11 protein-coding genes and 1 pseudogene are annotated in these 14,294 nt (G+C 58.2%); 10 read left to right on the top strand and 2 right to left on the bottom strand.

The features are described from left to right. Positions 1-126: 126 nt before the first annotated feature. The 5 genes and pseudogenes from ACSQ3I_RS23140 to ACSQ3I_RS23120 form a co-directional block, all read left to right on the top strand. Positions 127-852 (top strand): annotated as a pseudogene (locus tag ACSQ3I_RS23140) (ISL3 family transposase); the annotation flags it as partial. A 777-nt stretch (positions 853-1,629) separates the two neighbouring features. After that, a complete protein-coding gene (locus ACSQ3I_RS23135; RefSeq protein WP_436002810.1) occupies positions 1,630-5,040 on the top strand; it encodes a response regulator in 3,411 nt (1,136 codons plus the stop codon). Further along, positions 5,037-5,870: a CheR family methyltransferase gene (locus ACSQ3I_RS23130; RefSeq protein ID WP_436002808.1), complete on the top strand. Its 834-nt coding sequence runs from the start codon at positions 5,037-5,039 to the stop codon at positions 5,868-5,870. The genes ACSQ3I_RS23135 and ACSQ3I_RS23130 overlap by 4 nt, the downstream gene beginning before the upstream one ends. Continuing rightward, a complete protein-coding gene (locus ACSQ3I_RS23125) occupies positions 5,867-6,445 on the top strand; it encodes a chemotaxis protein CheB (protein WP_436002806.1) in 579 nt (192 codons plus the stop codon). The genes ACSQ3I_RS23130 and ACSQ3I_RS23125 overlap by 4 nt, the downstream gene beginning before the upstream one ends. Then, entirely contained in the window at positions 6,435-7,577 is a 1,143-nt protein-coding gene (locus ACSQ3I_RS23120) for a hybrid sensor histidine kinase/response regulator (RefSeq protein ID WP_436002804.1), read from the top strand. The genes ACSQ3I_RS23125 and ACSQ3I_RS23120 overlap by 11 nt, the downstream gene beginning before the upstream one ends. Before the next feature lie 531 nt (positions 7,578-8,108). On the opposite strand, the gene ACSQ3I_RS23115 is transcribed toward ACSQ3I_RS23120, so the two are convergent. After that, a complete protein-coding gene (locus ACSQ3I_RS23115) occupies positions 8,109-8,621 on the bottom strand; it encodes a response regulator (RefSeq protein WP_436002802.1) in 513 nt (170 codons plus the stop codon). A 158-nt stretch (positions 8,622-8,779) separates the two neighbouring features. On the opposite strand from ACSQ3I_RS23115, the gene ACSQ3I_RS23110 reads away from it, so the two are divergent. From ACSQ3I_RS23110 to ACSQ3I_RS23090, 5 genes are all read left to right on the top strand, one after another. Further along, positions 8,780-9,151: a YsnF/AvaK domain-containing protein gene (locus ACSQ3I_RS23110; RefSeq protein WP_272809040.1), complete on the top strand. Its 372-nt coding sequence runs from the start codon at positions 8,780-8,782 to the stop codon at positions 9,149-9,151. Positions 9,152-9,183: 32 nt separating this feature from the next. Further along, positions 9,184-10,038 (top strand): YsnF/AvaK domain-containing protein, encoded by an 855-nt coding sequence (locus tag ACSQ3I_RS23105; RefSeq protein WP_436002800.1) that lies wholly within the window; start codon positions 9,184-9,186, stop codon positions 10,036-10,038. Between the two features lie 143 nt (positions 10,039-10,181). Then, on the top strand, positions 10,182-11,093 hold the full coding sequence (locus tag ACSQ3I_RS23100) for a PhnA-like protein (RefSeq protein WP_436002798.1): 912 nt from the start codon (positions 10,182-10,184) through the stop codon (positions 11,091-11,093). A 111-nt stretch (positions 11,094-11,204) separates the two neighbouring features. After that, positions 11,205-12,185, top strand: coding sequence for a L,D-transpeptidase family protein (locus tag ACSQ3I_RS23095; protein ID WP_436002838.1), 981 nt, complete (start codon positions 11,205-11,207; stop codon positions 12,183-12,185). Between the two features lie 460 nt (positions 12,186-12,645). Further along, complete coding sequence (locus tag ACSQ3I_RS23090; RefSeq protein ID WP_436002796.1) at positions 12,646-13,347, top strand: IS6 family transposase; 702 nt, start codon at positions 12,646-12,648, stop codon at positions 13,345-13,347. A 19-nt stretch (positions 13,348-13,366) separates the two neighbouring features. On the opposite strand, the gene ACSQ3I_RS23085 is transcribed toward ACSQ3I_RS23090, so the two are convergent. Next, on the bottom strand, positions 13,367-13,777 hold the full coding sequence (locus ACSQ3I_RS23085; RefSeq protein WP_436002794.1) for a ParB/RepB/Spo0J family partition protein: 411 nt from the start codon (positions 13,775-13,777) through the stop codon (positions 13,367-13,369). Positions 13,778-14,294 lie beyond the last annotated feature (517 nt).

Below are 14,294 nucleotides of genomic sequence, written 5' to 3'. Positions count from 1 at the left end.
CCTGCCGCCAGTCTCTTCTGTAGTTTAAGGACCAAGGGGGCTGCGATCTTGGCAATGTTTGCGCCTGAAACGGATTGAACCGCGCATTTGGGGCCGCGATTCTCAAACCACCAATGATGCGACCCATTCCTCGACGCCGTCCGCAAATCCATGCGCCAGATCAGAACAGCGATCGGGTCCGCAACGATCAATCCGGACCTGCTGACGGCCGCTGAGCGGATCCAATATCAGGGATATCTTCATCGAGAAGACACGAACGCCGTCATTTTGGACTTGGCCAAGTCCGGTGTTGCAATCAAAGAAATCGTTCGTCGAACCGGGCACAGTCGTGGCCTCGTCAGGCGGGTGCTACGCGGTCAGCGATCCGACGTGTTCCGCGTGCGGGAGAACTCGCTTGAAGTTTATCTCCCATGGCTCGATGCTCAATGGAGTGCCGGTCACCGAAATGGCACACAGTTGTGGCGAGAGCTGACGCGCCAGGGATTCCATGGCTGCCTTCGCGTCGTAACCGAATGGGCGACCCGTCGACGAAAGGCGGAAAAGATGGATTGCGAGGCGTTGATCCGCACGCCGTCGGCACGGGCTGTCGCACGCCTCATGACCATCGGTCGCGACGATCTCTCCAAGTCTCAGACCGTTACGGTTGCCGCGATTGAAGGCGGCGTACCGCAACTCGTGGAAGCGCGGGAAGTCGTCGCCGCTTTCCAAGCCATGATCCGCAAGAAATCTCTCGCCGATCTCGAACCATGGCTGGAACGCGCCCGATCAAGCCTGGTCGCGGCCTTCGCCAATGGTGTTGCCAAAGACCGGGCAGCCGTGAGTGCCGCGATCAATTCGCCGTGGTCAAATGGCTTGGCGACCGACGAAAGAATATTTGCTCCCAAGCCTGGGGCACAAGGAACTGCGATTTGTTCGCTGCGTTAATCGGCGGGGCGACAACTTCGTACAGAGCATCAGAATGGCCTCGCCGCAGTAGACTAGCCCATTCGCGCAGGTATCCCGCGACCTCGTCGCTTCGGTAATAAACCTTCTCATCGACACGTTCGGCGAAGCGAGTGTCCAGCTCCTGCCGGATGGCGGCCGGGTCAAAATAGATAGCTGTGAACGAGTTGTTCCGTCTTTCGAGTTCGGACCAGCCAGTGACGCGTGCACCCCGCGGGACATAGGTCAGCGTGTGGCGGAGGTCACGGCGGTTGTCCTCCAATCCATCCCCTGCTCGTATGCCTCCATCTTCCAGGACAATGTCATGATAGGCACAGAAATGGAGGTCGCTCGTCCAGTCGTAACTGAAAGCAGCACCTAACTCTGGTCGAACGTGCTCCACCGTGAAGCCGCTGAGCTTCCTTGCGTGACGTTGCGGCAAATGGGCCAACCCCTGAAGGGCAAGCAACTCATTTTGTTCCATTTTTGTCGTATTCTTGCTTTCCCTGTCAAATTGTTGCTACCTAGCACTCTATTCAAGTTGACGTGATCGGCGGGAGTGGATGGGACACAGGAACCACACGCTTCGCGACCCCGCTAGCCGATTCCCTTCTCCGACGCCGTCACTCTTACGTGACAGTATCATTTGATCGAGTATTTTGAGACCTTCTGATGCATAGAAAAACATCCGCACTGACAGGCAACAAAATGCTCGGTCTGGAGCGAAACGCCCTGATCGGCGCAGTGACCGCGATCTTCTTCTTCGTCATCAGCACCGCGCTGACCGTTTACACAGTCCAGAACGTCCGAGACAGCAATGCAAGAGTGACACAAACGCATGGTCTTGTGGTGGCACTCGACCTGCTTTTGATCGACATACAGGATGCAGAAACGGCACTGCGTGGCTTTCTTCTAACTTCGGAGGAGGCCTATCTCACGCCATATCACCGTGCCCTCCCACAGGTTCAGAGCCGAATGGACACAATCAGCTCGGCTGCCACAGCCGAGATGCGCGAACGTGGGAGTGTCGAGGAACTCCGAGCGTTTGTCTCGTCCAAACGAGAAGTGATGGCGCTAACACTGGAGGTCTTCCAGACACGAGGGTCCGTCGAAGCGTTGACCCTTGTAAAATCAGACCGCGGCCGCAGCGACATGGATGGCATCCGCAACGTCATCTCCCAACTGCGTAACGAGGCTGGTGAAGAGCGGAGCCAGCGCCTGAGCGAGATGGATACGTCTTACATTATCGCCTGGGTGAGCGCGCTAGCTTCCGGGCTGCTTGGCATTATCCTGACCCTCGCGATCTCCGCACTGGTGAGAAAATCCACTCTGGCGCAGAAGCGCGAACAGTGGCTGCGAGACGCACAATTGGGCTTGGCTGCATCCGTCAGCGGTGAGCAGGAAATCGGGAAACTTGGCGAAAACATCCTCGGCTTCCTCACCAACTACCTCGGTGCCGTTGCAGGTGCCATTTATGTAGAGAATGCCGGCCGCTTTCATCGCATGGCCGTGCACGGCGTGCCATCGGACGTGATGCTGCCTACAAGCTTCGGCCAAAACGACAGCCTGTTCGGCCATGTATTGCGGGATCATCGTCCGATCGCGGTTGGCGAGGTTCCGGATGGCTACATCAACTTCGGCTCGGCTCTTGGACAGCAGAAGCCACGTTATCTCGCCTTGGCGCCTGCGATCGTTGAAGGGGACATCAGAGGCGTTTTCGAACTCGGCTTCCTTACTCCGATCAGCGATCAGACTCTGGTGCTTCTTGAACAGGTCTCAGAGCTGATCGCCGTCGCCATCCGTTCGGCGGAATTCAGAACGCGCCTCCAGGCTCTTTTGGAAGAAACCCAACGTCAGTCGGAGGAACTGCAGGTCCAGGGCGAAGAACTGCGCGTTTCGAACGAGGAGCTGGAAGAACAGGGGCGCGCACTTCGCGAACAACAAACCCGCCTTGAACAGCAGCAGGCAGAACTCGAACAGACCAACTCGCAGCTCGAGGAGCAAGCGGAAGAACTGGAGCGGCAGCGGGACAATCTTGAACGGTCGAAAGACGCCATCGAGGCCAAGTCGAAGGAAGTGGAACTTGCCAGCCGCTACAAATCGGACTTTCTCGCGAACATGTCGCATGAGCTGCGAACACCGCTCAACTCTTCGCTCATCCTTGCGAAACTCCTGGCTGACAATTCCGAAGGCAATCTGACTGCCCAACAGGTCCAATTCGCCCAGACCATCCAGTCATCGGGCAATGATCTGCTGAACCTGATCAATGACATCCTCGACCTGTCCAAGATCGAGGCAGGACATGTGGAGATCAATGCGGAAGCGGTGTCCATCGAGAGGACCGTCAATGGGCTTCGTCATATGTTTGAACCGCTCGCAACCAACAAGGGTCTGCAGTTCAACGTCTCGGTCGAGGCGGGCGTGCCCGCAGTCATCCAGACCGATCCGCAGCGCCTGGAGCAGGTTCTCAAGAACCTCTTGGCGAATGCGCTGAAGTTCACCGAAAACGGCGGCGTCTCGCTAACTGTTAGCCGTCGCGATGACAGCCAGGTCGCCTTTTCGATCAAGGACACAGGCATCGGGATTGCGGACGAGCAGCAAAAACGGATCTTTGAAGCCTTCCATCAGGCGGACAGCACTATCAGCCGCAAGTTCGGCGGCACCGGGCTTGGTCTGTCGATTTCTCGCGAACTCGTGCGCTTGCTTGGAGGCCGCTTCCAGCTTCAAAGCCAGCTTGGCGCGGGCAGCACGTTCACGGTCATCATCCCGGCCGAGTTCGACAGTGCGCTGGTCCAGGCTCCGAAACAGGATTTTGCCCCGCCCGTCGCGTCCGCTGCAGAACCCGTCTTCCGCACAGAAGCAGATAGCACTGCACAAAAGCCGAAGGCCGTCGCAATCGTCGATGACGACCGTGCAGCATCCGAGGCAACAGCCCGCAAGCTGCTGATTGTCGAGGACGATCAATCGTTTGCACTCATCCTGCGCGATCTCGCCCGTGAGCTGAAGTTCCAGGCGCTCGTAGCCGGAACCGCTCAAGAAGCCCTGGAACTCGCCCATCAGTATCTGCCGAACGCCATCCTGCTCGATGTCGGTCTTCCGGACCAATCCGGCCTTTCGGTGCTTGACCGCCTGAAGCGTGACGTGCAGACGCGCCATATTCCGATCCACATCCTCTCCGCCGAGGACTATTCCGACCGGGCTCTCTCGTTGGGCGCCGTCGGCTATGCGCTGAAGCCCGTACAACGCGATCACCTGGTGTCGATGATCGAGTCTCTAGGCGCGAAGGCCGAACAAACGCTGCGGCGCGTGCTGATCGTTGAAGACAACGCCGTTCAGCGGGACGCTCTGTCGAAACTCCTGTCGTCGCATGACGTCGAAACGGTGGGGGCTGGGACTGCGGCAGAGTGCATCTCGTTGCTGGCCGAACAGACCTTCGACTGCATGGTGCTGGATCTGTCGTTGCCAGATACGTCCGGCTTTGCGCTTCTGGAAACGTTGAGCGAAGCGGGCATGCATTCCTTCCCACCTGTCATCGTCTACACCGGACGCGTCCTCTCGTCCGAAGAAGAACAGAGGCTCCGCCGCCACTCGAAATCTATCATCATCAAGGGTGCAAAATCGCCGGAGCGTCTTCTCGACGAGGTCACACTGTTCCTGCACCAGGTGGTCTCTGAGCTGCCGGACGAGCAGCAGCAAATGATCCGCAAAGCCCGCAATCGCGATGAACTGCTGGAAGGGCGCCGCATTCTGATCGTCGAGGACGACGTGCGCAACGTCTACGCCCTGACCAACATCCTCGAACCACGCGGGGTGATCGTCGATATCGCCAGAAACGGCGAGGAGGCGCTGGAAAAACTGGAGCAATCGATAAGTAACCCAGACGGGCGGATCGATCTGGTTTTGATGGATGTAATGATGCCGGTCATGGATGGCCTCACCGCAACCCGCCACATCCGCAAGAACTCAGCATGGCAGAAGTTGCCGATCATCACCTTGACCGCCAAGGCAATGCCGGACGATCAGAAACGCTGCATTGAAGCCGGCGCCAATGACTACATGGCAAAGCCGCTTGACGTCGAAAAGCTTCTGTCTCTCGTGCGCGTCTGGATGCCGCAATGACGGAGACGTTCGAAAAGGTGGAGGATATAGAGATCCGGCTGCTGCTGGAGGCGCTTTATCATCGCTACCACTATGACTTTCGCAGCTACGCCATGTCGTCGATCCGGCGGCGGTTGCGCCAGGCACGCGAACAGTTGGGCTTTGCGACCATCTCAGCCATGCAGGAGCGCGTCCTTCATCATCCCGAGATGCTTAAAGACATGCTCCGCTTCCTTACGGTCCAGGTCAGCGAGATGTTTCGCGACCCGTCCTACTTCGCGGCGATCCGGGAGAAGGTAGTTCCGCATCTTCGCACTTACCCCTCCTTGAAGATCTGGATTGCCGGATGCAGTTCGGGCGAAGAGCTCTATTCCTTTGTCATCCTTTTTCGCGAGGAAGGGCTTGAGGAGCGAACCCTCTTTTATGCGACGGATATTAATCCAGAGGCCCTCGCCCAAGCGGAAGCCGGAATCTATGACATCGAACGGGTCAGATTGTTCACCGAGAACCATCGTGACTCCGGCGGCAAGGGATCTTTGTCTGACTATTACACGACGGGCTACAACCGGTGCATCCTGGACAAAAGCTTGCGGCGCAATGTCGTGTTCTCAGATCATAGTCTTGTGACGGACCAGGTCTTTGGTGAGATGCAACTGGTCTCCTGCCGGAACGTCATGATCTATTTCGACCGGGACCTACAGGACAGGGCTGTCGGTCTTTTCCGGGATACGCTGCCACGCAACGGCTTTCTCGGGCTGGGCTCGAAGGAAACACTGCGGTTTTCAACGCATGCCGATGGCTTCCGGGAGTTCGTCCGAGATGAGAAGATCTATCAGAGGATCGGCTCGTGAAGGACAATCCGAACGGTGCGATCATCATCGGCGCCTCTGCTGGGGCGCTCGAAGCGCTGTCCGTGCTATTGCCGCCACTACCTGCGACTTATCCATATCCCATTTTCGTCGTGGTGCACTTACCGCCAAACAAACGCAGTGTGCTCGCCGCGATTTTTGACCTGAAATGTCAGCTCCGCGCGATTGAGGCGGAAGACAAGGAGCCCGTGGAAGCCGGGTTCATCTACTTCGCGCCCCCTAATTATCATTTGTCGCTCGAGGGGCGAACGCATGTCGCTTTATCCAGCGAAGAAGAGGTCCTCTTCTCGCGGCCATCGATCGACGTGGCATTCGAGAGCGCGGCAGACGCCTGGGGCAGCCAACTGACCGCTATTGTCCTGACGGGCGCCAATCATGACGGTTCCCAAGGCCTTTCGGCCGTCGTTCGTTCTGGCGGAACGGCAATCGTTCAGGATCCGTCCGAGGCTTTCGCTCGGGCCATGCCCGAAGCTGCTATCCGCGCATGCCCAGGCGCTCAAGTTTTGACCTTGTCGAAGATTTCAACCTATTTGCAGAACATCGAAAATGAACACTGACGTCAAATTCCTCTTGGTTGACGACCTTCCAGAGAACCTGCTTTCTCTGGAAGCTCTGCTACAACGCGACGAGCTGATGCTATTGAAGGCGCGGTCCGGCGATGAGGCTCTCGAACTCCTGCTGCAACATGATGTGGCACTGGCGCTGATCGACGTTCAGATGCCAGGTTTGAACGGCTTCGAGCTTGCCGAACTCATGCGAGGCAATGAGCGGACACGCCGGGTTCCGATCATTTTTGTGACGGCTGGCGCCAACTCAGCTGAACGGCGCTTTCAAGGATATGAAGCGGGTGCCGTAGACTTCATCCAGAAGCCGATCGAGCCCGATATCCTTCGAAGCAAAGCTGCGATCTTTGCCGAACTCTATCGCCAACGACAAATGATTTCCGAACAGCGCGACCTTCTTGAGGCGCAGACTCGCGCGCTTCAGCTCGCCGACAAGCGAAAGAACGAGTTCATCGGGATTCTCGTCCATGAACTGCGCAACCCACTTGCCGCTCTCAATGGCGGGCTGAAAATTCTTTCAAGAAAGCCGGATGCTGGCAAGGTAGAGCAGATCCATGGCCTCATGCACCAACAGATGGACCACATAATCAGGCTCGTTGACGACCTGCTCGATGTGTCACGGATAACGCAGGGCAAAATCAATCTCGTTAAGTCCGACTTTGATATCAGAGATGCCATTCACTCTGCGCTGGACATGACCAGACAGGCGATCGAGGAGCGAAAACACGCGGTGACCATCAGGGTTCCGGATCAATCGTGCATGATATCCGCTGACAAGGTACGGCTGACACAGTGCGTTTCAAACCTCGTGAATAATGCCGCAAAATACACGCCGATGGGCGGTCAGATTGAGGTAGCGCTGGAATTACTTTCGCGCACCTATCGCATCAGCGTCACTGACAATGGTCTCGGCCTCAGTGCCGAGGCCGCTGGCGCAATCTTCAGGATGTTCGAGCAAGTCGAAGAGCATCGGGATTATGCTCATGGGGGACTTGGGATCGGCCTCGCCCTCGTCAAGCAACTCATGGAGCTACACGGCGGCGATGTTTCTGTGTGGAGTGATGGCCCGGGGTTGGGCAGCGTCTTCACCCTTGATCTGCCGATACAGGCAGCGATAGCTCCATAGGGGAGAATGGCTGCTTCCAGGATGTGTTCTGGCGCTCTCGAATGACGGAAATGACGGCGCGTAGCCGCCTGGAAGCTATCTGTGCCGGAATATATCCTTCGGGCCGGAAGGCGAATTTATTCAGCGCACTGAGAGGGGAGAAAGGCGCTCTGCCCTCTCTCCCCCACAAGCACTAAACCGGTCTCCCCATGCTTCGGCCTGCGGCCTGCAGCACCGGCCGCATTTCCATGAAATACGTCTCGGCCCTCCGGGTGGGTGATCCCCCTCCGGTTTAGCGCTTGCCCCCTCTCTCCACCGCTCATCAGCCTGCCAGCCGCAAGCTGACACTCATCCGGCCCTCTGGGATGAGCCGTGGTCGTCTAAGCTACACCACTCCATGGGACACGATCGAGAACTGGCACCAGATATTGAAGATATTGCGCGGATGATTGCTAAACTCGCTCTCCGGGGAATGAGACCGAAGGATCTCGTAGACGCGGTCCGAAAGAAACACCCTGCTGCGTCTAAGAAAGAAATATCTCGGGCCGCCTTCTACGCGGTTATTCTGGCCGCTGATGAAGAGCCAGGCCGCGCTGAGAAGCTCCACGAGTTGGCGAGCGTCACACTAAACGACCTCGACGAATAGAACGGTCTTGCCAGGTAGCGATCAATGAAACGCAATAAAGCGCTTGGGAGCAATGCAGTCTCGCCCGGCATGATGATCCGTTGCGTGTTGGATCGGATCGTCTCGACCAGCTCCAGGTCCATCACCGGTTTTGAGATTACCCCGAGAGCGCCTCCGACGCCTGAGCCAAGCTGTTCCGGATTGCCGGTCATGAAGACGACGGTGACCCCGTCTGCTGCGAGACGTCGGCCAATCTCTGGGCCTGTCGCACCATCGATCAGATTGACGTCGACAAAAACAACCTCTGCCTTGTCGGCAAGCTCATACGCTTCCTTTGCCGTGGTTGCCGTCCCGATGGCCTCATGCCCGAGCGACAATACCGCCTCTTCGACCGCGCTCGAAAGCAGCCACTGGTCTTCGACGATCAGGATATTCATCATGCTTATCCAATCTTTCCTCGTGAGCCACAAAATCACTGCGTCAATACTTTGTTCCGGCCTTGGGCGATTTTTGCTGAGCTGGTGACGTGCGACCTTCATCAAGGAACAAGGTTGGACTTCGCTCGTTCAATGCTGGTCACAAACGATCTGGAACCCGCATGGCCGAGCCTGACAAGAAACTATCGCTGATCGAAGAACAGCTTGTCATCGACAAGCGCGCCGTGAGCGACGGCCGCGTTCGCGTGAGCACCAAAACCGAGTTTGTCACAGAAGCAGCGGAAGCACGCCTCGACAGCGAGAATGTCGAGGTGACGCGTGTGGCAATCGGACGTGAAGTGTCAGAAGCGCCGGGTGTTCGCACGGACGGTGACGTGACCATTGTACCTGTGATGGAGGAGGTTCTCGTTGTCGAGAAGCGTCTGATGCTGGTCGAAGAGATCCATATCCGCCGCGTCGCCACCACCGAGGACGTTTCCATTCCGGTCGAACTGCGCAAGCAACGTGCCAGCATCGAGCGCGACGACCCCTGAGCTAATTATCAATCCGAGAAAAGGAGAAACTCATGACCTACAGAGAAACCACATCGTCATACGGCGCCTCGTCATCGAACACGGTGGCGGCCTTCTTCGAAAACCGCAGCGATGCGGACGCCGCCGTCGAACGCCTTGCGGAAGCCGGGATTGCCCGCGACGGCATTCGCGTCGTCGCCGGAAAGGAGTCTACAACCTCGACTGAAGTTGCCTCCGAGCACAAGGGCTTCTGGGAGAAGCTGGAAGACTTCTTCTTTCCCGACGAGGACCGCGCCGTCTATTCCGAAGGTCTTCGCCGCGGTGGCTATCTTGTGACGGTCAGCAACGTCACCGCCGCCTCTTATGACAAGGTTATCGATATCCTCGATGACGAGGGCAGCATCGATCTCGATCAGCGTGCAGAGAGCTGGCGCTCGGAAGGGTGGAACCAGCAGGAGACCGTGAGTTCGTATGGCGCCTCCGCCAATCGTGCCAGCGCAACCGGAACGGTAGCTCTGGAGGCCGGCCGTGAAGAGGTTATCCCGGTGGTCGAGGAAGAGCTTCGCGTCGGCAAGCGTGACCTCAATCATGGCCGCGTGCGTGTCCGTTCTTACGTGGTCGAAAATCCTGTCAGTGAACAGGTATCGCTGCGCGACGAGAACGTCAGCATCGAGCGCCGCACGGTCGACCGTCCGGTAACCGAAACGGAGAACGCCTTCGTCGACCGTACGATCGAGGCCGAGGAGCATCATGAGGAGGCGATCGTCTCGAAGGATGCGCGCGTTGTCGAAGAGATTGCTCTGCGCAAAACGGCCGAGCAGCGCGAGGAAACCATCAGCGACAGCGTTCGCCGCACCGAGGTGGAAGTCGAAGATGAACGATCCGACCGTATTGTCCGCAAGGACTAATGGAAGGCTCTTCGTTTGATGAAGCTGCAGTTCGAGGCCGGCGATCCCATCGCCGGTCTTTTTTGTATCCTGCTGGACGGGAACCGAACGGCGATTGCGGCGTTAGTATGGCACTCACATTCCCGTGATGAAGAGGATGCACCATGACCGAACCTGTCTCCGTCCACGTGTCGCGCGAAGCGGCCTATGTCGACCCCTCCCTTACAGCCACATTGCACAAGGTGTCTTGGGGCGCGATCTTCGCCGGGGTCGTCCTGGCGCTTGCCGTCCAGTTCCTCCTCAATCTTCTGGGAGTGGGCATCGGCGCCGCCGTGATCGATCCCGCAACCTATGATAACCCGAATGCAAGCACCTTTTCCATAGCCGGTGGCGCGTGGTTCGTTGTGGCCGGCATTATTGCTTCCTTCGTCGGCGGTTATGCCGCCAGCCGCCTGTCAGGCCGTCCGAGCCGCTCGACCGGCGGCTATCAGGGCGTAACCACCTGGGCCGTCACCACTCTCGTCATCCTGTACCTGCTGACCACGTCGGTCGGTGCTCTCATCGGCGGAGCGTTCAGTGGTCTGTCCAGCATTGTCGGTGGCGTTGGCCAGACGGCCGCGACCGCTGCCACGGCGGCAGCCCCTGCCCTCACCAACTCGGCCAACCCGATGGCGGGGATCGAGCAACAGATCCGCAATGCGTCCGGCGGCAACGATCCGGCAGCCCTGCGTGACGCTGCGGTGTCGGCGGTCCAGGCCGCGGTGACCGGTGACCAGGCAAAGGCCGCAGATGCCCGCAATCGCGCCGCTGATGCGATCGCCAAGGCACAGAACATCCCGGTCGATCAGGCCCGCACCCAGGTCGAGCAGTACGAGAAGACCTATCGCGACAATGTTGCTGCGGCCAAGCAGCAGGCGCTCGAGGCGGCGCAGACGGCCACCAAGGCAGTGTCGGCCGGCGCGATCCTCGGCTTCTTCGCCCTCCTGCTCGGGGCTGTGGCGGCCTGGTTCGGCGGTTCCTACGGCACGAAGAAGGCGTTGCTTCTGGCCGAAACCACCACTCGCCGCACGATTTGACAAGATGAAGGCCGCCGGAAACGGCGGCCTTCTTCCTTGCTTGACCTTTCTCCAATGAAGCCTCTCCATCCACCGGGTGGAGAGTCTCTCCCTAATTTATCGGTAGCCTCCATGCAGAATGCCTTTCGGTACTTTTCACTGACCGCCGCTCTAACGCTCTGTTCCCCAGCCTTTGCAGCGCCGATCGACGCACAAACCGTCAATACCACGGCGATCGCGTCCCTTCCGATCGAGGCGCCGGCGGAAAAACAGACCGAGCCCAATCCCGCCATCGTGCATCTGCAGGTCCTGCTCGACCGGGCTGGTTCATCGCCGGGCGTCATCGACGGTTATTTAGGCGACAACCTGACGAAAGCGATTGCCGGTTTCGAGACGCTTCAGGGTCTGCCAGTGGATGGGAAGCTCGATCCCGACGTACTGGGCCGTTTGACCGATGATGCCCCGGCCATCCAGGCCTATGCCATCACGCAAGAAGACGGAGAGGATATCGTCGAGAGCATTCCAAAAGACTATGCCGAGCAGGCGAGGATGGAGCATCTCGGCTATACCAGCATTGCCGAGAAGCTGGCCGAACGTTTCCACATGCATATCGCGCTGATCAAGGCCCTCAATCCGACGGCGGCCTTCAAGCCGGGCGAAACGATCGCTGTCGCCATTCCCGGCGCTGCCAGGACCGGATCGGTCAAGCGGATCGAGGTTCATCGCAAACTGGCGCAGGTTTTCGCTTTTGCCGAAGACAGCTCGCTGCTCGCGGTCTATCCAGCGACAATTGGCAGTGAGGACAGTCCCTCACCAACCGGTACTCACAAGGTTAAGGGCGTGTCGCGAATGCCGACGTACACCTACAATCCGAAGATCAATTTCCAGCAGGGCAACAACAAGAAGATCCTTGAACTGCCGAGCGGGCCGAACGGTCCTGTCGGGACAGTCTGGATCGACCTGACAGAGCCTACCTACGGCATTCACGGCACGCCAGTACCGGAGCTGATCGGCAAGGTCGGATCGCATGGATGTGTTCGGCTGGCCAACTGGGACGTCGAAGAACTGGCCGGCATGGTCAAGCCGGGCGTCATGGTCGAATTTGTCGAGTAGGGCCGGCTCACCACTATGCCGAAACCAACGGGATCTTTCCATGTAACGAACGCCTAAGCCGATACCCCTACCGGAAGGTGTCGAAGATCATGGCCCGTTTTAGCGCCGGTTCTGGCTCGCCCAGCGATGCGCCTGGCTCGCATTCGCTATCATCCTGTTGGCATGCCTGTTTGGGCTGTTTGGGCGGGGCGGCATGTTCTCCCGATCGCGCGTCCATTTCACTCAGGGGTCGATCGATTTGCCGGCAATCTCTCGCTGGAATGCACCGAACGATCTGAAGTGTTGATTTCCACTGAGAGCTGACCCGGCGTTTCCACCGAGAATTGACCCGCCTTTAGGTATCGTTCGTGTTGTTGGTCGGGGTCAAGTTCCTGCGTTTCTCCTTTGATGTTTTGGGCTGATGGGCCGAGCGGCATCGTAAAGTTAACGGAACTTGGGGCTTGATAGGCGATGAAGAGGCATGACAGACCGTGATCCGCTCTACCGTCGCCACCGCTTTCCCGCTGAAATCATTGCCCACGCGGTGTGGCTCTATTTCCGTTTTCCCCTGAGCCTGCGGATGGTCGAAGACATGCTGGCCGCTCGTGGCATCATTGTCTCGCATCAAACGATCCGGCTGTGGGCAGAGAAATTCGGACGAACTTTCACCAACCAAATCCGTCAACGTTCGCGCGGCCGACTCGGCGATAAATGGCATCTCGATGAGGTCGTTATTTCGATCCGGGGCAAGAAGCATTGGCTATGGCGCGCCGTGGATCAGGACGGTTTTGTCCTGGAGGTTCTGGTGCAAAGCCGCCGCGACGCCAAGGCGGCCAAGCGCCTGATGCGCAAGCTTTTGAAAGGCCAGGGACGATCGCCGCGCGTGATGATCACCGACAAGCTTCGCTCCTATGGCGCCGCAAAGCAGGAAATCATGCCCGGTGTCGAGCACCGCTCCCATAAAGGCCTGAACAATCGGGCGGAGAATTCCCACCAGCCGATCCGACGGCGAGAGCGGATCATGAAGCGCTTCAAGTCAAAGCGACATCTGCAACTCTTCGTTTCCATCCATGATCCGATTGCCAACCTCTTCCACATCCCGCGCCACGACATTCCCTCCAGCCATCATCGCGAACTGCGCAAAGCGGCGATGAACCTATGGGCGAAGATCGCTCGCGCATGAGCAGTGCACGTGGCGGGCGTCACGCTTTTGCTTCGCTGAAGTTAACTTTACGATGCCCTGCAAACAGATCACGCATGGTTGCCCCCCCTGCGGCCTCGTAAGCCTCGATCCCGACGAACAGAGCGAGCTTGTCTGTGCTGCGGACATGATCGCGGGTCAGCATGGCGCGAAGAGAGTAGGGGTCACGGTTCCATGATTGTGTTTCGAACCATGCCCGATCCTGTGCGGCGTGATCGTCGCTGATCGCAAGCGCCTTGGCTTGATCGATCCGGATTTTATCCTCACGCAATTCTCCTAGAATTTTAGGGGAAAGACTGGCGAGCTTAAGCCGCTGGCGCACGGTGGCGACGGACTGGCCGAAACGGGCAGCAATGTTTTCCGGGGTCATGCCGCCCTCGACAAGCTGGCGATAGGCCAGAATCTCATCCACGATGTGCATGGCCTCGCGCTGCGTGTTCTCGGCAAGGGAAATCTCGGTGTCGCTGTCGTCACCGGAACGAATGTTGCAGGGAATGAGTGTGCTCTTGTCCAGTCGGCCTTGCGTGACCAGAAGGGTGCCCTTCTGGCAAGAGGCGCAGGCGTTTTCTGCGACACTAGACCGGCAAGTCAACGGAAAACATGCGTCTTCACCTTGCTGGGACCGATGTCCAGGTCGCGGACATCGAAGTCCTGGGTGCACTATTTTTTGTCGTGGATCATAGGGATCGGCGTCGGCGAACTATGGCAGCATTTGTCACCGCGTCCATGTGATAGCGCGAACGCGGCGTTGCGATTGCCAACGCTGCCTGGGTGGTCTGCCGCGAGATCGTTAGGCGCGGTCCGAAGGTAGATGTGGTCACGTCTCCGAGCGCCTCCGTCACCGCGAATATTGCGTGGAAGGATGATCCAGATACTACGCGATGTCAGGATTACCGATCGGGCCAGACGCGACTGGCAAAGATCATGGT

The organism is Rhizobium sp. LjRoot30 (assembly GCF_964253915.1).
Taxonomy (GTDB): Bacteria; Pseudomonadota; Alphaproteobacteria; order Rhizobiales; family Rhizobiaceae; genus Metarhizobium.
The sequence above is the reverse complement of the archived record's forward strand: the minus strand, read 5'-3'. Positions and strand labels throughout refer to the sequence as shown.

Coding starts and splice junctions, on each gene's coding strand:
- ACSQ3I_RS23090 (WP_436002796.1), top strand. CDS start 12,646: ATGACAGACCGTGATCCGCTCTACCGTCGCCACCGCTTTCCCGCTGAA.
- ACSQ3I_RS23120 (WP_436002804.1), top strand. CDS start 6,435: ATGAACACTGACGTCAAATTCCTCTTGGTTGACGACCTTCCAGAGAAC.
- ACSQ3I_RS23110 (WP_272809040.1), top strand. CDS start 8,780: ATGGCCGAGCCTGACAAGAAACTATCGCTGATCGAAGAACAGCTTGTC.
- ACSQ3I_RS23105 (WP_436002800.1), top strand. CDS start 9,184: ATGACCTACAGAGAAACCACATCGTCATACGGCGCCTCGTCATCGAAC.
- ACSQ3I_RS23135 (WP_436002810.1), top strand. CDS start 1,630: ATGCTCGGTCTGGAGCGAAACGCCCTGATCGGCGCAGTGACCGCGATC.
- ACSQ3I_RS23095 (WP_436002838.1), top strand. CDS start 11,205: ATGCAGAATGCCTTTCGGTACTTTTCACTGACCGCCGCTCTAACGCTC.
- ACSQ3I_RS23115 (WP_436002802.1), bottom strand. CDS start 8,621: ATGATGAATATCCTGATCGTCGAAGACCAGTGGCTGCTTTCGAGCGCG.
- ACSQ3I_RS23130 (WP_436002808.1), top strand. CDS start 5,037: ATGACGGAGACGTTCGAAAAGGTGGAGGATATAGAGATCCGGCTGCTG.
- ACSQ3I_RS23100 (WP_436002798.1), top strand. CDS start 10,182: ATGACCGAACCTGTCTCCGTCCACGTGTCGCGCGAAGCGGCCTATGTC.